Genomic DNA, 26,383 nt, shown 5'->3' with positions numbered 1-26,383 from the left:
TTTTCTTTCTCTAAATTCGTAATCCTTTAGGATAATAGTTTTTAATAATATGATTGCTGATTTTGCCAAAGCCTAAGATAAAGTTTTTAAAACTGACCAGAATAAAACCAGTTATAGCTGAGTCAGTTTTAATAGTTTCTCCATGCAAATACTTCAAATAATTGTCATTATCTAAGTCAACTACTCTATTTTGTTTTTGTTCTGCTAAAACCATCGCCAGTTGATGTCCTGGTTCAAACCGGTTTTTCTTTAAAACACCTAACTCAACACCATTGGCTAAAATCCTAAGATGAGTATCAGAATTTGTATTTATGGCCGGAATAAAAACGTGATTATTGCGTACCTGACAACTTACTTGCCAGTTCTCGATCTCAGGAGGCAATTTAAATTTATCTAACACGCTTGAAATCAAATCCATATCCGATTTGGTTAAAGCATTTCTTTGTTTCTTTTTGTGTGTTGACTTTTTGCTTGTCGACGTGAAAGTTTGATCCTTAATTTTTTCATCAAGCCTTAACTTTGCCACATACTGTCCTTCTCCAATATTAGCAGTAGGCCAAAATCGTGCTGTTTTAACTAACTCAATATTATTATCAGACCATTCAGGATGACCATGGTCAATATTTTGTTCGTTTATTTTTAGTGGCAATATTGTAAAACCAAAAGCTTTAGTTAGCCAAGCAACTATTTGTTCATTTTCTTCTGGAGCAAATGTACAAGTTGAATAAATTAGTTCTCCTCCTGGCTTAAGCATTTGAACTGCAGCAGATAAAATCTCTTTTTGTCGTTGCTGACAAAAAATTACGTAATCCTGTGACCAATATTCAATGGCTTGAGGGTCTTTGCGAAACATGCCCTCACCGCTACAAGGAGCATCAACTAGAATTTTATCAAAATACCGCGAAAAATATTTTGTTAATTTTTCTGGTTTTTCACTCGTGATTAGTGCATTGGTTACTCCCCAACGTTCTAGATTTTCACGTAAAATTTTTGCGCGGCTAAGAGAAATTTCATTTGCTAACAAAAGTCCCTGACCTTTTAGTTGCGCGCCAATTGCAGTACTTTTGCCACCAGGAGCTGCACATAAATCGAGAATTTTTTCTCCAGGTTGAGCTTCAAGAAAAAAAGCAGGAAACATTGCAGCTGGTTCTTGTGAATACACTGTTCCGCTTACCCATTCAGGATCTTTTCCACTTATTTTGCCGTAATAGGCACCAGGAACTAATGGGATTTTTTCACGTTGATCATAAGAAAGAGTTTGATTTTCTTTTAATGAATTAATCCGATATGCGTTTTTGGAATTTTCACTAATTGCCTTAAAAAGTTGATCAGCCTTTTGCTTACCTAAAAGCTTAGTATATTTTTTGATGAAATCTTCAGGCAGTTTTGGCATTGTTTTGTTCCTTTCGTAATAAGTGCAGAATACCTATGCCGTACAGAATAGAAATTATAATCCAACTTATCATTAAGAGCCATATTAAATGTTGTGGTTTAGAAATGAATTTGCGCCAAATCAAAAAAAGATAAGCACCAAAAGTAATTACAAGCTCAATAAGCAAAATTCTAACACCATGATTGATTAGCCAATTGCGTAATAGACTTCCCTTCAGGTTTGTTTGTTTAACAGTTTTCCAGTCCATAAAGGCTAAGAGTATATTACTTGCCGCAGCAATTAACAAAAACAACAATATAAATAAAATTTCTCGAATAATTGAAAACTGGTGTATTTGATGATTTTTTACAAAAACCGGTGTCTTAGCTTTTACCTTATAATGCTTAGCGATTTGTTGAATCACTTTATTTGAACTGTCTATTATAATTTGATAATCACGCAGTTTAAATTTGCCTGTTGGCTGTTTTGGACTAGTAGTCAAATAGTAACCGTTTTGCTTCATTTGACGATAATGCTTTAAAGTTCCTATTACTGTATAATATTTTTGGTTTATATAAATATATTCGTTTCCTTGTGTTTTTAAAGTAGGAACCTCTGCATTTAAACCTAGTACAGCAAAAGAAACGTGACCTTTAAAATCATCTTTGGTAAAGTACCTTCCAGATTCGGTCGGTAATTTTAACACATCATGATTTGACCATACGAGAGTTTGATTTTTCTTAGCTTTAGAAGTCATATGAACTTGAATTTTATTATGGGGAAATTTCTTTTTCAGATAGATCAAAAAAGATCTAACTTCTTGATCATTTTTAACTTCAATATAGCGAGTATTGTTGCTTAAACCATATGCCTCAAGTAGCTGGTTCGCTTCACGGGACTGAACATTTGACAACATACTGCCAATACCTAAAAAAGATAAAAATATGATAAAGATTAAAATGGTTTTTTTAAATTTCATGTGCTATCTCAAAAATGTGTTCGTCAATAAAATCAAAACTAGGAAAAGTTTGATTAATTTGTTTTAATTCTTTTGAATGATGTACTAATCCTTTTTGCCAAAAAGCCTCTGAATTGGTTGCTCCGTTTTTTTCTCCTATAAAGAGCAGATGGCTTGGCGTATTCAGCTTTTGCCAAGTTGAAACAACTTTGGTATCGCTGTTGCCAAAATTGGGGGCCCAAGAGCATATTATTAGATCAACATTACCAAACATTTCAATGGCCTTAGCAGCATCAAAATTTGCGACTGTCATAAATGACTTGGAACCAGTGTTTGAAGTTTTTGACCAATCTAAGTTATCTGTGACTGTCATTTTAACACCTACATCAGATAAAGCCTTGCTCCAATAGGCATTACCTGCCATAATTTCCAGTCCGGTTTTAATGTTTAACCTGTCCTTAATTGCTTTAGCTGTCTGTAAATTAGGCAGCGACCAAACGCCAAAATTGATAGCCAGAAATTGTCTTAAATTGTTGATTAAGTGGTTAATAGTTCTAAATTGTCTAATTTCAGTTTGCGTAAGACTAGCACATATTTCTTCAAATATGTCCGGTAAAAACCCCAGTTTCTCTGGCGCTTTCTTCAAAACTTGTCTTTGGCTCACGATAGAAATAATATCATTAATTTCCTTAACTTGATGATGTACTTGTTTAATATTAAGTTGATCATCTAAGTGGTTAATTTTACTTAAAAAATTTATCATTATCAAATCCCTATAATGATTTTAACATTCAAACTGAAGGATTTCAGTTATAATAAAAGGTAGCATAATAAAGGAGAAAAATTTTATGGCAAAAAAAGTAACAAAAAAGCAAGACGAAGAGGAAGAAAGCTTAGGTAAATTTATTCTTGATGTTGTCATAATGATGGCAGTTATTTTAGGTGTATTCTATGTTTTATTCCATTTTGTACTTTCTAATGATAGAGTTTCTGGACCGTCTATGCAACCGACTTTTGAAGATAATGACCGTTTGATTGCTGTGCGTAATTTTACTCCTAAGCGCAATGATGTTGTTGTTTTGCTTGCTCCTAAGGCAGCTAATGATGTCCCCGGGGCATATTATATCAAGCGTGTAATTGGTCTTCCTGGTGATAAGCTTGTTTCTAAAAATGATAAAATGTATGTCAACGGCAAACTTTTACCTGAGCCATATCTAGAAAATCATTTCAAAAAAGCTAATAATGCTCAAGGCCAGACATATACGACGAATTTTACTTATAAAGTTCCGAAGGGCTATTATTGGGTAATGGGCGACCATCGTGACATTTCAAAGGACTCACATATATTTGGTCCCGTAAAACGACAAAATTTAGTTGGCAAAGTCAAATTCAGATATTGGCCATTTAATAAAATTCAAGGTTTTTAATTTCCTTTGAATTTTAATATTTTTCCGTTAAAATAAATTGTAAAGGAGAATTTATTATGAATCAGCAATTAGAAGAATTATCCGATGCAATTATCGATTTTCAAGTAAAACATCATGTTACTGATACGGATTTAGCTTTTGCAAGTCATTTGTCAGTTGAAAAAATTCACGCAATGAAAACTGGCGAAGGCGAGTTTACTCCTGAAGAAATTAATCAGCTGTACGATTACCTTGCTGCAAATCATTAAAAAGTTATTTATAAAGTTTAGCCTGCAATGCGTCTTATTTCATTGCAGGCTTTTATTTTCAGTGTTGCGAGAAAATAATTAATAATCTTGCTTTTGCGTAGTTTAAAAGCTGAGAAAATTGCTGCTATAACTTTTATTGCATTTTGTCTTTATTCGCATTGGTATTTTTGCTGTTTGTATCATGAGTCTTTTTTGGCCGTTAAAAAGACGCTAAAAATTTTTAGCGTCTTTTAGTATACGAATTTTTATTTTCCTTCCCTTGCCTCAAAAAATTTACTGAAGAGGATTGTATCCAAGAGCCAAAAGAACAGATTGATTACGAGCATTAAGATTAGTGCTAGGGCTAAATCGTCATTTGTACCTGTGGTTTCTCCCATCATAAATCTAAACGGAAATGAAATTATTTGTAGGCCAATGTTACTGGCTTTGATTGCAAGCCAGGCAACTAAAATAATCACAAACACTGCAATTACCCGAAAGTAAGCTTTGCTGAGTGCTTGGGGAAGAAAATCCAAAAGTGCACGACTGGAGTAGTTTAAAAAACTGATAATGAAGTAACCAAAAAATGCGCAAAGAATGGCCATCATAATTGCACCAAAGAAGTTAAACATAATTTCCAGATCAACTTGCTGCAAATGCTTTCCAATATCAGTAAACATTTCGATTATGACAGTATGAAACTGACTATCAAAAGTAAAAGTAACAACGCCTAAAATTAATGTGCAAATTATTTCGAGTATCACAAAGAAGAGCAATGCACCAAACGAACTTAAAATATTATCGAAATACAGCTTTTTATCATCAATTGGTACTAAACGCCAAGTCTGACTTTTACTGACACGTTCATTTTGAAAACAGGTGGTTAAATAAAATATCCCGGTAAAAAGCCACGCTGATACCACAAAAATAGTCAGCCACAAGGTAAAGAAATTAGAAAAAATAGTTCTATTAATGTACACATGGCCGTTATTAAAATTGAAAAACGACATCGCAAATGAAGCTACGGTCTGGATAATTAACAGAAGAGAAATCCATTTGGTTTTTAATCTGAAAAGCACCGTAAAATAGCGATTAAAAATAGCCATTATTCATCCTCTTCTCTTTGATAAAAACTCTCATAAAATTCCTCTACACTTTGATTATCAGCTCTAATTGCTTCAGTCGACTTATGCATACAAACAGTTTTATTTTTAATAATAACAACTTCATCCAAAACCGCAGCGATTTCATTTACGAAATGATCTGAAACTAAAATAGTGGATTTTTCTTGCTTCCATAAAATTATCGATTTAATAATTTTTTTGCGAGCCATAGCATCAATGCCGGAAAAGGGTTCATCCAAAAGATATAAATCCGTTTTTCTGGAAAAAGTTAAAGCAATTACCAGCTTTTCTTTCATTCCTTTAGACATTTCAGATAAGCGCATGTCAGAATCTAAATTCATGAATTTTCTTAACTGCTCAAATTGCTTTAGACTAAAATCATGGTATAAAATTTGGTAAAATTTGACAATATCATTGATTTTAGTTGAATTAGCAAATCCTGTCAGGCCATCAGTAAAAGAAAGATGTGCCTTTCTGTCAGCTTCTTTGGCAAAACCTGCAACTTTAACAGTGCCTCGATAGTTTTTAGCTAAGCCACTAATTATTCGCATTAAAGTAGTTTTGCCCGCTCCGTTTTCACCTAAAAGAGCAACAATTTTTCCTGGTTTAAGGGTTAAATTTAAGTCAGTAATAATTTTTTTCTGGTTCTTTTTGTAAACTAAGTCTGTTATTTCTAAGGGATTGCCCATTATTTACGCTCCTCTTTAAGATATTCAGTTAAAGATTTGAGAATTTGTTCATCAGAAACCCCTAAAGAGTTCATGCTCTGAACAAATTTGTCTAGTTCAGCGTCAATTAATTCCCTTTTCGTTTTTTCAAGTAAAGTAGTATCTTCAGTGACAAAATTACCTTCTCCCCTCTTGGTATACAAAATGCCTTCAAAGTTCATTTGTTGTAAGGCACGTTGTACCGTATTGACGTTTACAGTGAGTTGCACTGCTAGTTCACGTACAGAAGGGATTTTTTTACCTGGCTTCAATTTGCCGGTAATTATTTGTCGATATAGGTATTGCTTAATTTGTAAGTAAATGGGAATGTTATCTTTAAATTCCACAAGTCCACCATCCTTTGGCCGTAATACACCTATAATACACTATCATAAACCAGATTTATTTTTTCCGCAAACCTTTTAATTGTTGTAATAACTTGCTTTTTTGTGAGAAATTATAAAATTGTAAAAGTAATTTTTTCTTATTTGCCTACCTATTTACGTTCACTAGCTTCATAAAAATGATTAAATAAGAAAACGTTGCTGACCAACAAAATAAGATCGCAAATTGTGGTTGACAAAATTGCAAAAGGTAAATCACTAGAAAAAGCAAGTCCGTAATTAGCTGGGTTAAATACTGATAAAAGAATTTTGTAGACAAATATATGTTGAATTTTAAAAAAGAACCAGATTAGTACAAAAATTATGAATAAATGGAGTATCTTTACTAGTGCTCCATTAACGTTGGCGGGTACAAAATCTATTATGGACTGGCTAGCAAAGTTAAAGAAACTGATAACAAAGTATAAAAAGAAACAACTTAAAATGGCTAAGACAATCGTACCAATTACAGTCCAGAAAAAATTGTAATCAAAATTAGGATGTAGATCCATTAGGAAATCATGAAGTCCTCGTTGAAAATCTTTATCAACCAAAAAAGATAAGAAACCTAGCATAACTGCAGCAACTACTTCAAACGCAAGCATGTAAATAAAAGATACAAATGTACTCAAAACATTATCTAGATAAAACTGACTATCACTTATTCCAGCTAAACGCCAGGTTTGACTTCGATTAAATTTTTCACTTTGCAAAGGAGTTAAAATAAATACAAATAATATGACAAAGAAGGCTAAGATGACAAAATATAATGCCCATTCTGGTATCAAACCGACATTATTTTTTAAATTTTTTTGGATATGCCAATTTGTAACTTCATAATAAGTAAAAAAGGCACATGCTAGAGCTGCAATTAGCTGAAAAGACAGCAATATTTTTAATTTTTTTGCTTTAATTTTAAAAAATCTATTGAATAGTCTGCTAAATTCCGACATTTTGACTCCTTATTTTTATTTCTAACTGGTGACAAATATTGTTTTACTAGCTACTTTTTTCTTCTGCCTCAAAGAAATACTTAAATAAAAAGATATTAATAACGTACATTATTAAATTAACAACTACAACAATTACATTAACATATGGTAAAGCGTTGTTATAAGCCGGATTTAAGTTTAAAAAATTCAAGAGGCTGCCTAAAACTTGATCGACAAAAATTTTTTCTACTTTAGTAAAAAGCCATGCTATTACGATAACAATAAAAATATGTAATAGTTTGACAATTAACCCACTTGAAGCTACAGGAAGATAATCCATGATGGCTTTACTGGAAAAATTTAAAAAGCTGATCAATAACGAAATGAAAAAGCAACATAAAAGTATGAGTAGCGTGATATCAAAAATAAAACGAATTGTATTTAGTTCAAAATTTGGTCTAAATTGCTTAAACATTCTCTCACATGAATTACGAAAAGCCTTGTCCATAAAAAATGAAGCAGTTAGCAAGATACCAGCAACAATGATGTTAAGAATAATGAAATAAACAAACGTTGCAAATGTGCTTAAACTGTTAGCAATGTAAAATTTTTCGTCACTAATTGCAGTTAAACGCCATGTTTGACTATGGTTAATCTTTTCATTTTTAACAATAATATAAATAAAAAAGAAAATGACAAAAAAGACACCTAATAGACAAAAGCCCATTAACCAGTCAGGTAAAAGCTCAGTATAAGAATTTAAAAATTCACCTATCTTACCTGTCCCGATTAGCAGACCAAAAACAGAAAATGCAAGGGCACCAACTGTTTGAATAATTAAAAATGAATAAACATTTTTTGCTTTTTCGACAAAGAATCTGCCAAACAAATTTTTAAATGAGGTCATACTCTTTCCCCCTACTATGAAAATATTGTAAAAAATATTATGATTTACTTCTCTTCTGCTTCAAAGAAATGATTGATTAAAAAGACGTTGATGCCAAGCATTATCAAATTAGCAACAAACATCATACCTACAACATATTCTAATCCCGCAAGATCAGTAGCTTTTAGTAAAAAAAGATTTACAAAAGAGTTTATCAATACTCTATAGAGCTTAACAAGCAGTCCCATTAATATGATAATGATGAATATACGAATAAAAGAAATTAAAATATGACTTGATGCTTGTGGTAAAAAACTTAAAATTGCCTGACTGGAAAAGTTGAGGAAACTAACCAAAAAATAAATAAAAAGAGAAGTTAGAATTACCAACAGTATGATACAAATAAAGGTAAGAAATGTGTCAGTATCTAAATTGAGTTCAAACCGCAGATTTTTGCCAAATTGGGGGTAAATTATTAATGACAAAAGGAAAAAACCAATTGCAATTAAAAAATCTAAAAACACAAAATAAATTAATGAAACAAATGAACTTAAGATATTAGCAGCATAGAATTTGCCATCACTGATTGGTGCCAAACGCCATGTCTGACTTCTATTTAAGCGTTCATTCTGAACGACAGTTAAAATATATAAAATAGGTCCAAACAGGAAAGTAAAAGAAGCAAATAAGGCCATCCATCCTGGAAAAAATTCAAGGTTATTGTTCAAATTTAAGTGAAACCTGCCAGAATAAAAACTAAAATAAGTAAAAAACGCTGATGCCAGAGAACTGATAAATTGCAGGACAACTAGTAGATGAACATATTTGGCTTTTTTTTCAAAAAGTTTGCCAAATAAGTGGTTGAAAGTAGCCATTATTCATCCTCCGCCTCATATAAACTTTCATAGTAGTCTTCAACGCTCTTATGGTGTTCGCGTATCTCTTCAGTTGATTTATGAGTATAAATGGTTTGGTCTTTGATTATGACTATTTCGTCTAACATACTGGCAATTTCGTTGACAAAATGATCTGAAACGAGAATTGTTGATTTTTCTGGTTTCCATAAAATGATTGAGTTAATAATTTTTTTACGAGCCATAGCATCAATACCGGAAAAAGGTTCATCCAATAGGTAAAGATCAACTTTGCGCGAAAATGCAAGTGCAATAATTAATTTTTCTCGCATCCCTTTTGACATCTCAGATAACCGCATTTCAGGATCTAATTTCATAAACTGACGAAGTTGCTCAAATTGTTTACCATCAAAATCTTGATAAATAATTTCATAAAATTTAACAATATCTTTGATTTTAGTTGAGTTGTTAAAACCCGTTAGACTATCAGTGAATGATAGCCGGGCTTTTCGTTGAGCCTCTTTACTTTCACCAGAAATTTTTACGGTTCCACGATAGTTTTTAGCCATCCCACTAATTACCCTCATTAAGGTCGTTTTACCAGCGCCGTTTTCGCCTAAAAGTGCTACTATTTTTCCTGGTTGTAAATTTAAGTTGATATTATTTAAAATCGTCTTCAGATTTTTCTTGTAAGTTAAATCTCTGATTTCTAAAAGATTATCCATTTTTTTACTCCCTACTTTAAGTGATTAGCCAAAATAAGATTAGTTTGTTTTGGCGTGATTCCTAAGCTTTTCATGTTCTGAACAAACTTACGTTGTTCAGCAACTATCATGTCTCTTTTGATTTTTTCCAATAATTTTTTATCGCTAGTAACAAAATTACCCTCTCCTCTTTTAGTAATTAAAAGCCCTGACGTAGTCATTTGTTTGAGTGCTTTTTGAATAGTATTAACGTTCACTGTCAACTGCGTTGCTAAATGGCGTACAGAGGGAATCCTCTGATTTGGCTCAAGCTTGCCGGTGATTATTTGGCGACATAGATATTCTTTTATTTGTATATATATCGGTAAATCGTCTCTAAAATTCATAATTTTCTTCTAACTGTATTACATTTATAATACACTATAATATTACAATAAACTTAAAAGTTATGCAATTAATTACTTAAAATCATTTTCTGCGAAAGATTAAATAGCCGGCAATCACAAAAATAAGAATATAGACTAGACTACCCACTAAAAGCTCTTGGTTATTAAGGTGGGTAGTTAAAACATACATGCCATAATTACCATATTGCCTGGTCAAGTCCACCATATTAAAAGGGTTCCATTTCATAATATTCACCAGTTTGCCTCCATTCATTAGGTCCGAAGAAATACTTTGACCCATAAATGTAATTAGAAGGCTTGCTGTAATTACAATTGCACTACTATTAATTAGACACGAGAGTAAAAAAACAATAGCAATAATTAACATTGTTGTTACTAAATCTACTAGAGAAGCAGTTACCATGTTTAGCCATACCGGCTGATGGTATAGATAAAGTTCTGACCAATTAACTCGATAATTAAATATGGTATAACGCAGACAAATGGTATAAAAAAGAGCTAGCAAATGCAGAAAAACATCGTATAAGAACAAAACAATATACTTCGATAAGTAGACATATATTTTATTCGAAGACTTATATAAGAGTGTTAAAATCGTATTGTTTTGAAACTCCATTGAAAAGCACGTGGCACCTACGATCACTAGGATAAACATGATAAAATCAGAAGAATCAAAAGTTAATGTTAAAATTAGCTTTTTACTTTCATCTGCTAAAGCGAAACCGGTAATAAGCATTAAAAAAAATAATATGATAGCTGCGATCCAAGTAATTTTGCGGTGCACTAATTTATATAATTCCTGCTTAATACTAAAAATCATTTTAGTGATCTCCTCTCTTTATACTCGTCGATGTTTGAATAGATAATATCCTAGAATCATAAAAACTATTCCGTAAACGATATTGGCTATAATTAGTTCAAGACTTGATAAATTCGATTTTAAGCTAAGGCTTGGATTTGATAATTGCTGGGAAATAAAAATCATATTTAAAAAGTTCCATTTAATAGTACTTATAAAATGGGGAAAGGTTTGCATTAATCCTTTGGAAAAGCTGGCACCAAAAAATGCTAGTACAATTCCAAAACAAACTACTACAGCATTATTTTTAACCAGCATAATGAGCATAAAAGATAAGCCAATACTAAAAAAAGAATAAATCAATGCTCCTGCTAAGTTAATTAGCAGATTATTTAAGAGAATATGCCCCTTTTGGTTAACTAACCAATCATATCTAGCAGCAATAAAGAACATGCTTAAAATCAAGGTAAGTAAAAATGCAATCACTGTTAGGAGAAAACTATAGACTAAGACAACCAAAAACTTGGAAAAGTAAATTTGAAACTTGCTTGAAGTTTTATACTCCAGCATGATAATCGTGTTATTCTTGTATTCCATTGAAAAAATTACAGATGCTACGGTAATAACTATTAAAGGAATCCACTCAATTGCACCAAATCCGTAGCCAAGGGATTGGCGCGTAATAGGATTAGTAAAAAAGTTGTAAATCATTGTTACAATGAGAATAATCAGACCATACAGAGCAATCTTTTCATGCCTGAATTTATAGATTTCCTGTTTAAAGCTTATAAGCATTCTGTCTAGCCCCTTTTCTTTTCCAAGACATCAACTACAATTCGTTCAAGGTTGGCCTCAAGAGGTAACATCTCATTTAAATGAACTCCTTCTTTAAAAAGCAGATCTTGTATTTTGTAGATATCCTTTTGGCTTACTATCAAATAGTTTTCATTTGCCGTAAATGTGATCTGGTAAGCAGCAAAAATCTTTTTTGCAAGTTTATTATTTTCAGTAGTCAAATGGTATTTTTGGTGACTAATTTTTTCAAATTCTTTGACCTCTTTATTCAATATAATTTGTCCTCCGGAGATTAAGACAACTCTCGTCATTACTTTTTGTAATTCACTTAAAATATGACTTGAAATTAAAAAAGCTGTTCCTTGATCAGAATATCTTTTAATTAATTTTCTTACTCGAATCGTTGATTCAATGTCAAGTCCGTTCATTGGTTCATCAAGAATTACAACTTGGGGCTGATTTAATAAGGCGATTGCTATGCCTAATTTTTGCTTCATCCCTAGTGAATATCCTTTAGCCTTATTATTAATATATGAATCCATTTGTAATTCAGAAATCAAATTTGCCATATCTTTTTGATCATGAGCATAAAGGGTCAAATTTTGCATACCAGTAAGAAATGGGTAAATTGCTGGATGTTCAATTAATGCTCCAACCTTTGTTAAAGCATGATGTTCATTTTCAGACACATTTTTGCCATTGACCTCTATTTTTCCTTTAAATTTCATTAACCCTAAAATGGTTTTCATAATAGTTGTTTTTCCAGCTCCATTTGGGCCTATTAGACCTATTATTTCACCAGCTTTAACATCAAAAGTAGCATTATTAACTAGCACTGTCTTGCCCACATAAGTGCAAACATTATCGACTTGTAGTGCAATAGAACTTCGCATGATCACTCATCCTTTCTCTTATATTATAATAGTGAACTATTTATCTAATACACTAGTATAATAAAATAAATAATCAACTTTTGCAAGGAGTCTTTTGCCTTTTGTCTTAGAAAAATTTAAGTGTTCCACAAATTATCAATATAAAATTTTAAAAAGAAAAAAGGCACATAAAACCATTTTTGATAATGATCCTATGTACCTAAATTTAAATTTCTATTAATTGTGCATAATTTTACTAACTTTTTAGAAGTTAAATTTTCTCCATCAGAACAAGATTTAAGCTTTTAATTATTTTAATAAGAAATAATAAAAACAGTCGTTTTTGTTTCACTATTTATTGCTATTTGCATTCAACTCTATCATTTTAATCATTACATCTACTGCTTTTGCCATAGATTCAAGCACGGTATATTCAAAGCGTCCGTGCATATTTTCTTGTCCGGAAAAAAGATCTGGACAAGGTAGACCTCTGTAAGTTAAAAGTGAACCATCAGTGCCACCTCTGACAGGGTCCTCGTTGATCGTAAGTCCTTCAGCCTCATATGCTTTTCTAGCTAAGTTAACAATTTCCATACGGTCTTTTAGCACATCAGCCATGTTATAATACTGATCCCTCATTTCGAGTTTAATTCTTTCGGTGCCAAATTCCTTATTCATTTGGTTAACGATTGTTTTAACCTTATTTTTGCGATTTTCAAGACCGTCTCTTTCAAAGTCACGAACAATGTATTCCATTTGCGCATTGTCAACCGTACCAGCAAAATGGGTTAAATGGTAAAATCCTTCTCGTCCAGCTGTTTTTTCAGGAACCTCATTTTGCGGAAGCTGATTTTGAAAGTTAATACCAATCTGAATTGCATTAATCATTTGATCTTTTGCCACAGATGGATGAACATTAACCCCTTGAATATCAAGGGTAAAGGTTGCAGCAGAAAAGGTACCCCAATCTAACTTACCTGGAGCCCCGCCATCGACAGTGAAAGCAAAATCAGCTCCAAATTCTTCGATATCAAAATGCTGAGCACCCATACCGATTTCTTCATCAGGAGTAAAACCAAAGCGAATCTTGCCGTGTTTGATTTCTGGGTGCTTCAACAAGTATTCTGCTACAGTAACTAATTCTGCTACTCCACACTTATCATCGCCGCCAAGCAGTGTGTCTCCGGAAGCTGTAATAATAGTTTGTCCCGCATATTTCTTTAAGTTAGGAAACTCGGCAGGATCCAGATAAAAATTAGAGTCGCCTAATTGAATTTTAGATTTGCCATCATAATTTTCATGAACTTGCGGCTTAACATTTTCCGCATTAAAGTCTGCAGTATCGCAGTGCGCTAAAAGTCCCATTACTGGAACATCATAATCAACATTTGCCGGTATTTCAGCAATGACGCAGCCTGATTTTTGATTATAATGCACATCAGATAAACCCAATTTTTCCAGGTCAGGCAGAATATATTCTTTTTGAAAAATTTCTTGTCGCTTTGTCGAAGGAAAACGATCAGAGTGCTCATCAGAGCGTGAATTAACTTTGACATATTTTAAAAATCTAGGTAATAAATTTGGATATTTCATTGTCTCTCCTTAATTAAAATAAATCTTGAAATGGGTTTGTAGAAACTTTTGATTCTGTGACATCAACATCCCATGAATTTTCTTTGTTCCATTTAAGCAACTTTTGAAAAATTTTTTGTTTAAATATTTTTTCAGTATAGTGCCCTGGATCAACTACTGTCAAACCTGCTGAAATCATATCATGTCCCGTATGGTAGTATACATCGCCTGTGATAAATGCATCTATTTTTTCTTCTACTGCTTGATGCCAATATTTTCCGCCGTCACCACAAATAAAGCAGACAGAAGAAATCAGTTGCTCATTATCAGCAGTAATTAATCTTACCATTTTTACGTGCATTTTGTCTTTGACATAATAAGCAAATTCTCTAGCAGAAAGAGGCTGGGCTAGTCTACCCTTACGCCCTATAGCTATGCCATCTTCATCAGGACAAAATGGTTCAACATCTTTTAATCCCAGTTCTTCAGCTTGCCAGTCGCTTGACCCATCTTCTGCTTTATCAGAATTAGTATGAATAGAATAGACGGTAATTCCATGAGCAATAATTTTGCCATACATCGCATATTGGGGATTAGCAAAATCAAGATTTTGAGCTGGACGAAACATTAACGGATGATGACTAATGATTAAATTTGCCCCTTTTTGTATTGCTTCGTCAACTACCTGAGGTCTGACATCTAAGGTAGTTAGAACCTTGGTCACTTTTTGCTTCATCGAGCCGATTTGAAGACCAACTGGATCACCTTTACTAGCTATTTCTTCTGGAAAATGTTGCTGTAAAACAGCTATTATATCTTCTACTTTAGTCATTTATTTCTTCCTCGATCATTTTTATTTCTGACTCAATTTTGTGCATATAGACCAAATCTTTTTCTTTAGCCTTATTTAAATTAAGCAGTAATTTCTTGTGATATGCAAGTTGACCTCGCCATTTTTGATAAAAAACTTCATTTTTTTCTGTTAAGATTTCTGGACCAAAAAATAATTCTTTTTCTGTCAATTTGACAATTTTATTAGTTTTTTCTGCCTTAATTAGTTCGTATGTGTGTCCTGCTTCAGCAATAATTTTTTCTCTTTTTATTTGATAATTATGATTCATTAACCAGTTTCGGACACCGGGCTCACCTATATTTGGCTCAAGGATTAAAGTTTTGAAAATAGAATCTTTTAGCCAAGCATCATTTAAAATCTGCGTTATTAACTTGCCGCCCATTCCGGCAATAATTACTGTATCAATTTGATCAGCAGAATTAATAGTATCAAGTCCTGCCCCAAGCCTAGTTTCAATATTCCCATCTAAACCAGCAGCTGCTATGTCTTTTTTCGCATTCTCCAATGGTCCAGCTGCAACATCACTAGCAATAGCAAACTGAATCTTATTTTCTTTCACTAGTTGAATTGGTAAATAGGCATGATCTGTACCAATATCTGCAATGCGTGCACTCTGGTCAACCATTTGTGCCAATGAGTTCAATCTTAAGTTCATTTATATCCTACTTTCTTCATAATAAAATTTTAGCATAATGAATTTTTGTTAGATAAAGATAAAATAACGATTTTAAATACTTTTTTTATTAGCTTCTAAATCGATCTTACGATCAAACATGCTTGCTTCATCTGTAGATATATGATGAGCAACCTCGATTACTGTTCCGGAAAATTCTTTTAAAAAAGTAGCGTGAATTCTTCGAGATAATTTTGTGTCCAATGAGGAAGTAGCTTCGTCTGCTAACAAAATTTGCCTTTTCTTGAGTAATGCGCGGGCAATTTCTATGCGCTGATTTTGTCCTCCTGACAAATTTTTGCCTCCAAGACCAACTTGATACTGATACCCTTTTTTTCTTACCAGTTCTTCTAGGCCTGCTTTAGAAACGGCCCTATTCAGTTCTTGTTTGGTAGCCTTTTGTCCTAAAGTAATATTGTATTCAATCGTGTCATTTAAAATAAAAGGTTGTTGATTGATTAAAGCAAATAGTTCATGGTCTTTATTCCAATTACCACTAGCCTTTTCTCCATTTATCAGGTAAGAGCCTAAATCCAGCTTATATTTTCCTATCAAGACTTTGAGCAAAGTTGATTTTCCCCAACCTGAAGGAGCCTGTAATAATATTTTTTCCCCCTTTTTGATTACCAAATTTACTTTTTGAAAAATAGTTTGTTTATCAAAATAGATTGTGGCATTACTTAAACTCAAATTATTGAAAACAGGGATTGAACTATTATCGCTTGCTTGTCTTTTATACTTTTGTATTTTTATAAATTTAGTCCAAATGGGAGTGGTTGTTTTAATATCATTAACGCACATAAAAATATTAACTATCGGATTCACGAAATTATTCGATAGCTGCACAATCATCATAAAAGTACTCAAAGCAATATTTCCTTTAGTTATCAAATAAACTCCAACACTAAATGGAATAATCATGCCAAAACAATATGCGGCAAAAGAGGTTAATTCGTTTGCAATGCCCTTGGACAAATTCGTTGATTGTAAGGCATCCTCCATTTTGCGAGCGCTTTTTAGTAAGCGTTTAGCAATAGAATTTTCTGAATTATATAAAGAAAAAATGGTTGTGCCGTTAATCGTTTCCGTAACGGTAGCGGTATAATTACTATTTGCCCTTTCCCATTTTTTAGAATTTGCAGAAATTTTTTTACCGGCAAAATTTTGAACTAAGGCTGGAATTATTGCTGCAATAAAAAAAACCAAAGAAATAAACCAAGATGTAATCACTGCAGTGATAATAGCAGTCAAAAATTTTAAGATGTAATTAAAAATTTTTAATTCGGCAACAACTTTACTAGTCTCAATTTGTTTAAGGTCGTTTGTCATAAATGAAGTATCAAGTTTAGCTTGATCATTAATATTAACGATATGATCAGTTGCTATCTCTTTAATTTTGATGTTAATATCATGGATCAAATTTAAAAAGGAATACTGAAAAAGTATTCCAATTATACTGAAAATAATTAATCCGCTAATGGCGAATAAAGTTAATCCGAGCAAATTTCCCGTAGGCTTTTGAGCAAAGGAAATGAATACTTTTAATAGATAAGCTAAAAATACTGACTGAAATGAATCAAGAATTGAAATAATTAGAAAAAGAAAAAGTTTCCATTTCTTTGCATATTTGATAGCCATGTTATCCTCCTAAAACTTAAAACAGTATTACAAGTATAATGGAACAAATTAATAAATGCCACAAAATCCCTAGTATAATTTTAATTTGCCGGCAAAAAAGTGAGAAAAATTTTCTTTTTCTTTCTAAATTGCTATTTTATAATTGATAATAAGATTTAAAAGAAAGAGATTTTTGACTTAATGGATAGAACTGAACCTGTTACTTTGACAAATATGTGCATGATTAAAAAAAACGATAATATCTTAGTTTTGGATCGTAATGACCCTTATTGGCCAGGATTGACTTTTCCGGGTGGTCATGTGGAAAATCACGAATCTTTTTATGACTCAGTAGTGCGCGAGGTTAAGGAGGAAACGAATTTAGATATTAAAAATCCTCGTCTTTGTGGAATTAAACAATTTTATGATGAAAACGACCACCGCTATCTTGTCTTTTTTTATATTGCCACTAAATTCACCGGTAAAGTCAAGGCCTCAAGAGAAGGTAAATTAACCTGGATGACTAAAGAAGAACTTTTCAAACATAAATTGGCATATAATTTTGACCGCGACTTGCTAGTATATTTTAATGAAAACATTGATGAGCATATCTTAGATGGTGAGCGAGACGAATTATTTTAAGGAGTATTTGAAATGCTTTCTGATAAATTAATTAGACGATGGCACCCTGGACAAATAATTGTTCAAGAATTTTGCTTATTGTGGCACTTGTGCTATTTTTCAAAATCAACCCCCTAACCAAGAGTAGACTTGGAGCAGTAGTAGTTCTGCCGGTTTTATTCATAGCATAATAATAAGTGTGTTAAAATATGATTGTAAAAGTAATTTGAAAATAATTTCAGATCAAAAAAGAGGCCTATAGTGACGTGAACCCTGCTAACAGATCTTATAGTATTCAAGATTGTGATGTTCGTGGTATGAATGCAATCTATTCTACATCTGCCCTATTCTCCGTGAGAGATTCAGAAGATATTATAACTGTTATTACTTATATGAAAATTGTCCCAAAGAGCAATCGTTAGTGTAAGTGTAATGGGTTAATTGATTTTTAATTACTTTTACACACGTTGTCCCTTAATTAAGCATTTAACTATAGGACATTTTTAAAGTCGTAATTTTATGTTGGTTTCAGAAGGGAGTTGAAAATAATATGCGACTGAGCAAAGAAAAATTAGTATTAGGATGTATAATATTTTTAGGGTTATGCATTTTTGGGAGTCAAATATCTCATGCAAAAACAGTTCCTCAAATAAGTAAAACGACTTTGACTTTCAATAAGAATGACAATGAAGCTAAACTAAAAGGTAAAGCTAAAGGTATCAAAAAGTTAAAGGTACTATATAATAGAAATGTAATTAAAACAGTTAATATTAGTAAAAAAGGACGCTTTTCTTCAAATCTGAAATTTAGTGGCTATAAAGATGTTATCTTATGTGGTTTAAATAAGTCTGGTAAAGAAATAGTAACTAGACGAAAACTAAGCAGTAAAAATTATGCTTCACCTAAACCGATGATCAATAAGATTGAACAAAAAAATGGTACAATTTATTTTGACGTGAATGCCAATGAAAATAGTACTCTTATTTTTTATTATAATGGGAAGAAAATTTATACAACTAGAATGAATAAAACAAATTCTCATGACATGACAGTAGCTTTTTCAGATTTTAATCTTACTAATGATTCAAAATACATTTTTATTAAACAAAAGCAAGTAGGTAAAAAGATTAGTCCGGCCATCAAAACATTAATTCCGGATGAGGGGCAATCTATCGTTTCAACGTATAATTAGACAAAACAAGGGTTCAATGTCATTAAGTTAAGCAAAACTTTTAATTTAAAAACTGCAATTTTTTAAATTCGAAAATTGCAATTTTAAGTTGAACACCTACTTGATCTGATAGATGCAATCTAATCTTCTTTCGTATAATCCATCGGGTGTGTGGTAGGCTAAGATCTTGCGGGGCAGGTTATTGCACCATTCCTCAATGCCATAGATTTGCCTTAAGTCATAATCCTTGATGCACTTGCCTTTAGGAATGAAGCGCTGGATTAGCCGGTTGTGCCGCTAACCCTCAATTAAAAAAACATATTACAGTTCATGGCTTTAGACACACTTATGCTACCCTTAATAAAGGAGAAGATATGACTGATGTACAAGCCGTAATGGGACATGCTAATGTTTCAATGACGAGACATTATACACATTCAACTCCAGAAGGTAGAAATAAAGTAAGAATTTACATGAACGATTTAGGTCTTTAAATAATCTTTTCGAACTTTTTTCGGCTCTATAATTTATCCTGTTGATGACTTATCCATGTGATAAGCTGTTAATGGGTTTTTTATCGCATAAAAAAAGAAGACATTTTCCTCTTGCTTCGTGTAATAAAATATTAACTTCACCCAATATTTTTTTATAGAAGGTTTGAATTTTGTCCTCTCTCAATAATTATATTAAATTTGCGCTTGATATTAAAGATCAAAACATTGTTTTTGAAGTTTATTTCTTCCGTTTGGTTAACGGCTATAAGCAGAAGGTTTACCAAGCTGTCTTATTGCAGCCCAGTTGTCCCTTTTGTGGCTCGCAGGAGCTGCAGCACGGATCTCACTAATGCCTACAACCTGCTGCAGTCATTTTATGATGCTTTAGCCGCCAAAGATCCGCAGGCAATTATAGAAGTCATTCATATGTTGGCTGGCAAATGCATCAAACACTGTTAATTTTTAAGCATAATCTAAAAACAGTGATCAACGGGATAACATCGAATTATTCCAACGGCTGCTTAGAAGGATTTAATCGTAAAATTAAACAAATTGAGCGCACAGCTTTTGGCTACGCCAATTTTTCCAATCTGCTATCCAGGATTAGATTGGCAGAAAACAAGGCAAAAGAAAAAGAAACAAGCAGTTTATTAGCTGCTTGTTTCTAATTCAACAGGATTTGCCAAATAGCCATAAAAGTATCGTCATACTTCTATCTGCTTCCTACTTTAGGATGTTTGCCAAATAGCCTTTATTTTATCTTGTTAATCTAAGAAATCACGTAATTGATTTGATCTGCTTGGATGCCGTAATTTACGTAAAGCTTTAGCTTCAATTTGGCGAATTCGCTCTCTTGTAACTCCAAATACTTTACCAACCTCTTCTAGAGTTCTCGTGCGACCATCATCAAGTCCAAAACGTAAGCGAAGAACATTTTCTTCACGGTCTGTTAAGGTGTCAAGCACTTCTTCTAATTGCTCTTTGAGCATTTCATAAGAAGCATGTTGTTCTGGACTAGTTGCATCTTTATCCTTAATAAAATCTCCTAAATGTGAATCATCTTCTTCACCTATTGGAGTTTCCAAGGAAACCGGCTCTTGAGCTATCTTTAAGATATCACGAACTTTAGACGTAGGCATGTCCATTTCTGCTCCTATTTCTTCTGGAGTTGGTTCACGTCCTAAGTCTTGCAGTAATTGTCTTTGAATCCTGATTAACTTATTAATAGTTTCTACCATGTGAACTGGAATTCTAATGGTTCTAGCCTGGTCCGCAATCGCACGAGTTATTGCCTGCCTGATCCACCAAGTTGCATAAGTTGAAAACTTGAAACCCAGGCTGTAATCAAATTTGTCTACAGCTTTCATCAGCCCCATATTTCCTTCTTGAATGAGATCAAGAAAAGACATCCCACGACCTACATAACGTTTGGCAATAGAAACAACTAAACGCAAGTTAGCTTCTGCCAGCTCCTGCTTAGCTTCTTCATCACCTTTTTCAATCCTTTTTGCTAAAGAAATTTCCTGATCTGCATTCAGTAGGGGTACCCGACCTATTTCTTTCAGATACATTCTGACCGGATCATTCATCCTAACGCTTGAAGGTGCTGACATATCTTTTAATTCAGCTTTTTCAACATCTTTTTGCTTTTTCAAGGCTAATCTCGATGGGTTACCTTTTTCATCAACAATACTGATGCCGTTATCCTCAAATTCTTGAACTAATTGGTCAACTGCTTTTCCCTGTAGTTTATAGGGCTTTATCAATTGAGCAACAAAGTCCTTTTCCGTAATAGATTTATCTTTTTTAACATCTTTAACAACCTTTTTAACCATCTTGTCTAAAGACAATTTTTCGTTGCTAGCTGCTTTTTCCTTATCTGCCACAATAAGCCCCCCTTTAACCCTGAATTCTTTTTAACTGCAAAATTTTGCGAGTAATATCTAATATTTCGTCTGTGTCAGTTTTTCGTTTTGCGTCTTGTAAATCATTCATTAAATGTTGCAGTTTAATATTAATCTTGCGCATATTTAATGCGTTTATTTGCTCATCAATTTCGCGGTCTGAAAAATCCTGGGGCATGTTTGTCATTTCAGCATTAACTATTATACCTTGAAGTTCGCTGGGAATAAAATCTAAGAAACTATTAACTGTCGGATTTTCTTGATTTTCACTAAAATTTAACCATAATTCCGCTAATCTTTGAAATTTGGAATCTGGAAATAAAAATTGATGGGAAAGTAAATATTCTTGAGCATGCTTTGAATGAATAAATAAATATAATAAGCGTGTTTGAATAGGATCGCTGACCTCCTCTTTTTGAACCTTAGCTATAGGTGCATTAGCATAACTATTAAAGGACTCATGCTCTTTCGAAGCTGGATAGCCTTGATGCCTCTTTGCTTTGTTTTGCTGCCTGCGGTATTTTGTCAAGTTCACTTTCAGTGAATCTTGCGCCACACCTTGTTCTTTGGCAATTTTGTTCAAATATAAATCTTGTTCAACTGGATTTGATAACTGAGCTATTTCTTTCATAGCCTCATCCAAGTAAGCCAATTTCTCTCTATCATTTGCCAGATTGTATTTCTGCTTTAGACTTTTAAGGAAAAAATCTGTCGGTGTCAACGCACCTTTGACTTCGTCTTGGTATTTTGCAGCACCATATTTTTTGACATATTCATCAGGATCAAGTTTTTCAGGCAAAACAACAATTCCTAAGTTAAAGCCCCCAACTTGATTAAACATTCTAGTTGCTCGTTCTTCAGCATGTATTCCCGGATCATCGCCGTCATAATTGATAATGATATTTTTAGTAATCCTGCGTAACATATATACTTGTTGATCTGTCAAACTGGTCCCCATTGAAGCAATGCCAGACTTTATTCCGGCTTTATATGCTGCAATTACATCCATATAGCCTTCATACAAAATTAAATGCTTTTCACTTCGAGCTTCCTTTTTTGCTTCCGCAAAATGGAACAGAGTCTTTGATTTGGTAAATATTTCGGTTTCTGGACTATTAATATATTTAGCTTCCGTTTTATCATTAGAAAGCCTTCTGCCAGAAAAACCAACGACATAGTCTCCTTCGTTACTAAGCGGAAACATTAACCTTTCCCTAAAACGATCGAATAATTCTCCATTTTGCGATTGAACAAACAGACCGCTTTTGATCAGATCCTCATCTTTAAAATCTTGTCCCCGAAGGTAAGTTAAAAGTAAATTATTTTGTTTGGGAGCATAACCAATCCGGAAATGATTAATTATGTCTTGATTAAGGCCACGTTTTTCTGCGTAACTATACCCTGGTTTTCCTGCGTTAGTAGAAATTAGTACTCTGTGATAAAAGTCGGCTGCTTCTTCATTTATTTTGATAAGTACATTAGAAAATTTTGGCTTTTGACTGGAATATTCTCCAATATCAATATGAGCAAAATCAGCTACTTTTTGAACACTTTCCGGAAAAGTTAAATTTTCCTTATACATCAGAAATGAAAAAACATTGCCACCTTTACCGCAACCAAAGCACTTAAAAAATTGTTTTCCTTCGCTAACGGTAAATGAAGGCGTTTTTTCTTCATGAAAAGGACAGAGACCGACAAAATCTTTGCCCTTCTTTTCAAGTGAAACATACTGACTTATGACATTGACAATATTGACATTATTACGAACTTTAGCAATTGTATCTTCAGGTATAAGACCAGCCATCTTTCCACCTACTTTTATTTAATAACTAATTTGCTTAGATCACCGAGCCGTTTTGCAAGTTGTGCTATCCCATTAAGCTGTGCTAAACGGTTATTTTTAATAGCTTCATTCTTATCCATAATCATATTTGTCTCAAAGTAAACATCAATGATAGGTTGCAGCTTTACAAAGCCATCATAAAGTTTTGAGAGATCATTAACTTTGCTCAAGCTGCTAACTCCATCAGCAAGTTCAGTTTCAGTATCGTTTTCAAACAATTCCGTTTTTACTATGTTTTGGCCCTTGTACTTAGCTTTTTGCAAAATATTATTTATTCTGATTAAGCTTTCAACAACTGGTTTGAATTTATCATCATCATGATGTAATTGCAAAACTTTTGCTGCAGCCAAAATTTGGATGGGATCTTGTTGACTTGAAGCCAGAACCGCATCAATGATGTCATATTTATAGTTATTTTTCTGTAAATACTGTTTAATGCGATCACGAATAAAGGATGAAATTTCCTCTTCCTGTTCAGCTTTTTTAGGCAGTTTAGCTGGTGTTTTATTTTCAAGAGCTGAAACAATTTCCGGTAGAAATTCGTTAAATGGTAATGACCATTTTTGATTCAATAAAATGCGCACGATGCCGTAGGCATAGCGACGAAGTGCATAGGGATCATTTGAAGAAGTAGGAATCATACCAGCAGCAAAGAAAGTAATAATAGTATCTAATTTATCAGCAACGGATAATAATGAACCTACCGTTGTTTGAGGTAATTCTCCTTCAGAGGTAGTTGGCATGTAATGCTCTTCAATGGCATCGGCAACATCATCCTTTTCACCCGCTAATTTGGCATAGTGCTTTCCCATTACTCCTTGAAGTTCAGCAAATTCTCCCACCATTTGGGTAACTAAATCAAACTTGTAAAGCTGACTGGCACGATCAAAATCTTTGACCACTTGGTCATTTAGTTGCCATTTGTTAGCCAAGAAGTCACCTATAATCCGAACGCGTTTCATCTTTTCTGACATTGATCCAATTTTATCGTGAAACGAAACATTATCCAGTTTTTGAACAAAATGGCTCAGAGGGTATTTACGGTCTTCATCGTAAAAGAATTGCGCGTCATCAAGCCGTGCTACTAGCACTTTTTCATTACCTGAAACAACATTTTCCAAATAGTCTTTATTACCATTTCGTACAGCTATAAAATGATTGATTAATTTATCATCTTGATCATAAACTTCAAAGTAACGTTGATTGTCCTTCATGGATGTTATTAAAACTTCTTTAGGCATTTCCAGATATTTTTTGTCAAAAGAGCCGGTGAAAACTGTAGGATATTCAACCAAATTTGTTACTTCTTCAAGTAAACTTTTATCTGGCTTAATTTGCCAATTATTCTTTTTAACCAATTTGTTCATTTGATCAACTATCATTGTGCGACGTTTTGTTGAGTCAACAATTACAAACTGATCTTTTAAGGCATCTTCATAGTCACTAGAGTTAGCTAGAACAACACTGTCTCCTAAAAAACGATGACCTTCAGTTTTTCGTCCAGCTGTGATATCTAAAATTTTGACTGGTACTACTTCATTGCCATAAAGTGAGACTAGCCAATGAATAGGGCGAACAAACTCAAAATCATGAGAATCCCACCGCATCTTGGTTGGAAAAGTCATAGCTTTGACAATGTCGCTCATACCTAAAAGAATATCAGTGGCTTTTTTACCTTCTTTTTGAACATGCACATAAGCATATTCAGTACCTTTTAATTCCTCAAAATAAATATCATCAGTAGTCATTCCTTGACCACGAGCAAATCCTTGAGCAGCTCTAGTCCAATTTTTATCCTGATCCAGTGCAATTTTTTTGGCAGGCCCCTTTTTTATTTCATCAATATCGGCCTGTTTTTCAGAAAGCTCCTCTACTAAAATAGTTAGCCTTCGAGGTGTTGAAAATGTTTTAATGCTTTTAAATTTGAGTCCGTTTTCTTTAAGAAACTTGCTGGTTTTTTCAGCTAACTGCTTAACACTCCTTTCAACGACATGGGCCGGCATTTCTTCAGTACCAATTTCAAATAAATAATCTTTAGCCATTTTCTAGTCCTGCCTTCTTATCTTCTGCATTTTTTAACAAAGGAAAACCTCTTTTTTCACGTTCTTTTACAAAACATACAGCTACTTCATGTGCCATATTTCTAATTCTGGCCAAATATCCTGCTCTTTCAGTAACTGATACAGCTCCACGAGCATCGAGCAAATTGAAAGTATGTGAACATTTCAAAATATAGTCATAAGCAGGCTGCACCAAATTAAGTCCAATTAATTCCTGGGCTGTTCTTTCATAAGTGTCAAAAAACTTTAAGAGATCTTCCTGGTTTGATTCTTCAAAAGCATATTTAGAGTTCTCATACTCAGCTTCTTTAAATATGTCGCGATAAAGAACCCCATCTCCCCATTCAAGGTCAAAAACAGAATTAACATCCTGTATATAAGAAGCTAGTCGTTCAACACCATAAGTTATTTCACTCATTGTTGGCTTAACATCGAGTTCGCCGACAGTTTGAAAGTATGTAAATTGACTTACTTCCATGCCATCAAGCCAAACTTCCCAACCAACACCAGCGCAGCCCATCGAAGGATTTTCCCAGTTGTCTTCGACAAAGCGAATATCATGCTCTAAAGGATTTATCCCAAGTTCCTTCAAACTATCCAAATAATACTGCTGAATATTTTCTGGTGCTGGCTTAATTACTACTTGGAATTGATGGTGTTGAAACAAACGATTAGGATTTTCCCCATATCTGCCGTCAGCTGGACGTCTTGAAGGCTCTACATAACAAGCTGCCCAGGGCTCCGGTCCAACAGCACGCAAAAAAGTATAAGGACTCATAGTTCCTGCACCCTTTTCAACATCATAAGAAGGCATTACCATGCATCCTTTAGAAGACCAAAACTTTTCTAATTTAAAAATCATATCTTGAATAGTTAATTTTTTCTTTGCCATTTATATTTCCTTCCTGCATAAGACCATAAAAAAAGCCTATGCAAAACATGCATAGGGACGAGATTTAGTCGCGGTTCCACCCTAATTCAGGAAATAGTTCCTGCTCTTAATTAATTTAGCTAGAGGTGCCTTTTCCCAGGTGCTCTTTCACCTTCAACACTCGCTTAACTGGTACTTTTTTATCCTCATTATAGCTAATACATATTATTATTTTATCATAAAAAGTATTCAATCAG

Annotated in this window: 27 protein-coding genes and 3 pseudogenes; 7 read left to right on the top strand and 23 right to left on the bottom strand. The window is 33.3% G+C overall.

Annotation, left to right across the window (positions count from 1 at the left end):
• Positions 1 to 10: 10 nt before the first annotated feature.
• From H3U49_RS01880 to H3U49_RS01870, 3 genes are read right to left on the bottom strand one after another with little or no spacing between them, the layout of a single operon-like run.
• Entirely contained in the window at positions 11 to 1,393 is a 1,383-nt protein-coding gene (locus H3U49_RS01880; protein WP_198179216.1) for an RsmB/NOP family class I SAM-dependent RNA methyltransferase, read from the bottom strand.
• Positions 1,377 to 2,351: a hypothetical protein gene (locus H3U49_RS01875; protein ID WP_198179215.1), complete on the bottom strand. Its 975-nt coding sequence runs from the start codon at positions 2,349 to 2,351 to the stop codon at positions 1,377 to 1,379. Before H3U49_RS01875 ends, H3U49_RS01880 begins: the two co-directional genes overlap by 17 nt.
• On the bottom strand, positions 2,341 to 3,093 hold the full coding sequence (locus tag H3U49_RS01870) for an SAM-dependent methyltransferase (RefSeq protein WP_198179214.1): 753 nt from the start codon (positions 3,091 to 3,093) through the stop codon (positions 2,341 to 2,343). Before H3U49_RS01870 ends, H3U49_RS01875 begins: the two co-directional genes overlap by 11 nt.
• Positions 3,094 to 3,178: 85 nt before the next feature.
• Here H3U49_RS01870 and lepB point away from each other — a divergent pair, with 85 nt between their 5' ends.
• Both lepB and H3U49_RS01860 read left to right on the top strand, forming a co-directional pair.
• Complete coding sequence (gene lepB / locus H3U49_RS01865) at positions 3,179 to 3,757, top strand: signal peptidase I (protein ID WP_198179213.1); 579 nt, start codon at positions 3,179 to 3,181, stop codon at positions 3,755 to 3,757.
• A gap of 56 nt (positions 3,758 to 3,813) precedes the next feature.
• A complete protein-coding gene (locus H3U49_RS01860; RefSeq protein ID WP_046324857.1) occupies positions 3,814 to 4,005 on the top strand; it encodes an LBP_cg2779 family protein in 192 nt (63 codons plus the stop codon).
• A gap of 245 nt (positions 4,006 to 4,250) precedes the next feature.
• Here H3U49_RS01860 and H3U49_RS01855 read toward each other — a convergent pair whose 3' ends face one another.
• The 15 genes from H3U49_RS01855 to H3U49_RS01785 all read right to left on the bottom strand — a co-directional run bounded on the left by H3U49_RS01855 (position 4,251) and on the right by H3U49_RS01785 (position 17,183).
• Positions 4,251 to 5,090, bottom strand: a complete 840-nt coding sequence (locus H3U49_RS01855) for a hypothetical protein (RefSeq protein WP_198179211.1) — start codon at positions 5,088 to 5,090, stop codon at positions 4,251 to 4,253.
• Positions 5,090 to 5,797 (bottom strand): ATP-binding cassette domain-containing protein, encoded by a 708-nt coding sequence (locus H3U49_RS01850; RefSeq protein ID WP_198179210.1) that lies wholly within the window; start codon positions 5,795 to 5,797, stop codon positions 5,090 to 5,092. The genes H3U49_RS01855 and H3U49_RS01850 overlap by 1 nt, the downstream gene beginning before the upstream one ends.
• The gene (locus H3U49_RS01845) at positions 5,797 to 6,162 is read right to left on the bottom strand and encodes a GntR family transcriptional regulator (protein ID WP_046332134.1); all 366 of its coding nucleotides are present in this window, start codon (positions 6,160 to 6,162) and stop codon (positions 5,797 to 5,799) included. Before H3U49_RS01845 ends, H3U49_RS01850 begins: the two co-directional genes overlap by 1 nt.
• 149 nt (positions 6,163 to 6,311) lie before the next feature.
• Complete coding sequence (locus H3U49_RS01840) at positions 6,312 to 7,151, bottom strand: hypothetical protein (protein WP_198179209.1); 840 nt, start codon at positions 7,149 to 7,151, stop codon at positions 6,312 to 6,314.
• Between the two features lie 46 nt (positions 7,152 to 7,197).
• Positions 7,198 to 8,037, bottom strand: a complete 840-nt coding sequence (locus H3U49_RS01835) for a hypothetical protein (protein WP_198179208.1) — start codon at positions 8,035 to 8,037, stop codon at positions 7,198 to 7,200.
• Between the two features lie 44 nt (positions 8,038 to 8,081).
• Positions 8,082 to 8,891, bottom strand: a complete 810-nt coding sequence (locus H3U49_RS01830; RefSeq protein WP_198179207.1) for a hypothetical protein — start codon at positions 8,889 to 8,891, stop codon at positions 8,082 to 8,084.
• Entirely contained in the window at positions 8,891 to 9,595 is a 705-nt protein-coding gene (locus H3U49_RS01825) for an ATP-binding cassette domain-containing protein (protein WP_198179206.1), read from the bottom strand. Before H3U49_RS01825 ends, H3U49_RS01830 begins: the two co-directional genes overlap by 1 nt.
• 11 nt (positions 9,596 to 9,606) lie before the next feature.
• Positions 9,607 to 9,960, bottom strand: a complete 354-nt coding sequence (locus H3U49_RS01820; protein ID WP_198179204.1) for a GntR family transcriptional regulator — start codon at positions 9,958 to 9,960, stop codon at positions 9,607 to 9,609.
• An 82-nt stretch (positions 9,961 to 10,042) separates the two neighbouring features.
• Positions 10,043 to 10,801 (bottom strand): ABC transporter permease, encoded by a 759-nt coding sequence (locus H3U49_RS01815; RefSeq protein ID WP_198179202.1) that lies wholly within the window; start codon positions 10,799 to 10,801, stop codon positions 10,043 to 10,045.
• Positions 10,802 to 10,819: 18 nt separating this feature from the next.
• On the bottom strand, positions 10,820 to 11,575 hold the full coding sequence (locus H3U49_RS01810) for an ABC transporter permease (RefSeq protein WP_198179200.1): 756 nt from the start codon (positions 11,573 to 11,575) through the stop codon (positions 10,820 to 10,822).
• A gap of 5 nt (positions 11,576 to 11,580) precedes the next feature.
• On the bottom strand, positions 11,581 to 12,468 hold the full coding sequence (locus tag H3U49_RS01805) for an ABC transporter ATP-binding protein (RefSeq protein WP_198179198.1): 888 nt from the start codon (positions 12,466 to 12,468) through the stop codon (positions 11,581 to 11,583).
• Positions 12,469 to 12,798: 330 nt separating this feature from the next.
• Entirely contained in the window at positions 12,799 to 14,040 is a 1,242-nt protein-coding gene (pepT, locus tag H3U49_RS01800; protein ID WP_198179196.1) for a peptidase T, read from the bottom strand.
• A 13-nt stretch (positions 14,041 to 14,053) separates the two neighbouring features.
• Positions 14,054 to 14,851, bottom strand: a complete 798-nt coding sequence (locus H3U49_RS01795; protein ID WP_198179194.1) for a Nif3-like dinuclear metal center hexameric protein — start codon at positions 14,849 to 14,851, stop codon at positions 14,054 to 14,056.
• Positions 14,844 to 15,527 (bottom strand): class I SAM-dependent methyltransferase, encoded by a 684-nt coding sequence (locus H3U49_RS01790; protein ID WP_034979800.1) that lies wholly within the window; start codon positions 15,525 to 15,527, stop codon positions 14,844 to 14,846. Before H3U49_RS01790 ends, H3U49_RS01795 begins: the two co-directional genes overlap by 8 nt.
• A gap of 72 nt (positions 15,528 to 15,599) precedes the next feature.
• Complete coding sequence (locus tag H3U49_RS01785) at positions 15,600 to 17,183, bottom strand: ABC transporter ATP-binding protein (protein WP_198179193.1); 1,584 nt, start codon at positions 17,181 to 17,183, stop codon at positions 15,600 to 15,602.
• A 180-nt stretch (positions 17,184 to 17,363) separates the two neighbouring features.
• Here H3U49_RS01785 and H3U49_RS01780 point away from each other — a divergent pair, with 180 nt between their 5' ends.
• Positions 17,364 to 17,804 (top strand): 8-oxo-dGTP diphosphatase, encoded by a 441-nt coding sequence (locus H3U49_RS01780; protein ID WP_198179192.1) that lies wholly within the window; start codon positions 17,364 to 17,366, stop codon positions 17,802 to 17,804.
• 529 nt (positions 17,805 to 18,333) lie between these two features.
• On the top strand, positions 18,334 to 18,975 hold the full coding sequence (locus H3U49_RS01775; RefSeq protein ID WP_198179191.1) for a hypothetical protein: 642 nt from the start codon (positions 18,334 to 18,336) through the stop codon (positions 18,973 to 18,975).
• Positions 18,976 to 19,071: 96 nt separating this feature from the next.
• On the opposite strand, the pseudogene H3U49_RS09855 reads toward H3U49_RS01775, so the two are convergent.
• A pseudogene (locus tag H3U49_RS09855) lies at positions 19,072 to 19,251 on the bottom strand (IS30 family transposase); the annotation flags it as partial.
• A gap of 20 nt (positions 19,252 to 19,271) precedes the next feature.
• On the opposite strand from H3U49_RS09855, the pseudogene H3U49_RS01770 reads away from it, so the two are divergent.
• From H3U49_RS01770 to H3U49_RS09990, 3 genes and pseudogenes are all read left to right on the top strand, one after another.
• Positions 19,272 to 19,448, top strand: a pseudogene (locus H3U49_RS01770) (tyrosine-type recombinase/integrase); the annotation flags it as partial.
• Between the two features lie 170 nt (positions 19,449 to 19,618).
• Positions 19,619 to 19,798, top strand: a complete 180-nt coding sequence (locus H3U49_RS01765) for a hypothetical protein (RefSeq protein WP_198179190.1) — start codon at positions 19,619 to 19,621, stop codon at positions 19,796 to 19,798.
• A gap of 150 nt (positions 19,799 to 19,948) precedes the next feature.
• Positions 19,949 to 20,116, top strand: a pseudogene (locus tag H3U49_RS09990) (transposase); the annotation flags it as partial.
• A 96-nt stretch (positions 20,117 to 20,212) separates the two neighbouring features.
• Here H3U49_RS09990 and rpoD read toward each other — a convergent pair.
• The 4 genes from rpoD to glyQ are packed head-to-tail and all read right to left on the bottom strand — an operon-like array spanning position 20,213 to position 26,147.
• Positions 20,213 to 21,334, bottom strand: coding sequence for an RNA polymerase sigma factor RpoD (rpoD, locus tag H3U49_RS01755; protein ID WP_198179189.1), 1,122 nt, complete (start codon positions 21,332 to 21,334; stop codon positions 20,213 to 20,215).
• Between the two features lie 13 nt (positions 21,335 to 21,347).
• Positions 21,348 to 23,156: a DNA primase gene (dnaG, locus tag H3U49_RS01750; protein WP_198179187.1), complete on the bottom strand. Its 1,809-nt coding sequence runs from the start codon at positions 23,154 to 23,156 to the stop codon at positions 21,348 to 21,350.
• 14 nt (positions 23,157 to 23,170) lie between these two features.
• On the bottom strand, positions 23,171 to 25,237 hold the full coding sequence (gene glyS, locus H3U49_RS01745) for a glycine--tRNA ligase subunit beta (RefSeq protein WP_198179185.1): 2,067 nt from the start codon (positions 25,235 to 25,237) through the stop codon (positions 23,171 to 23,173).
• On the bottom strand, positions 25,230 to 26,147 hold the full coding sequence (gene glyQ / locus H3U49_RS01740) for a glycine--tRNA ligase subunit alpha (RefSeq protein ID WP_198179183.1): 918 nt from the start codon (positions 26,145 to 26,147) through the stop codon (positions 25,230 to 25,232). The genes glyS and glyQ overlap by 8 nt, the downstream gene beginning before the upstream one ends.
• Positions 26,148 to 26,383 lie beyond the last annotated feature (236 nt).

Source organism: Lactobacillus sp. W8174 (assembly GCF_016100975.1).
Taxonomy (GTDB): domain Bacteria; phylum Bacillota; class Bacilli; order Lactobacillales; family Lactobacillaceae; genus Lactobacillus; species Lactobacillus juensis.
Note: the sequence above shows the minus strand (reverse complement) of the source record. Positions and strands in the feature narration are given on the sequence as shown.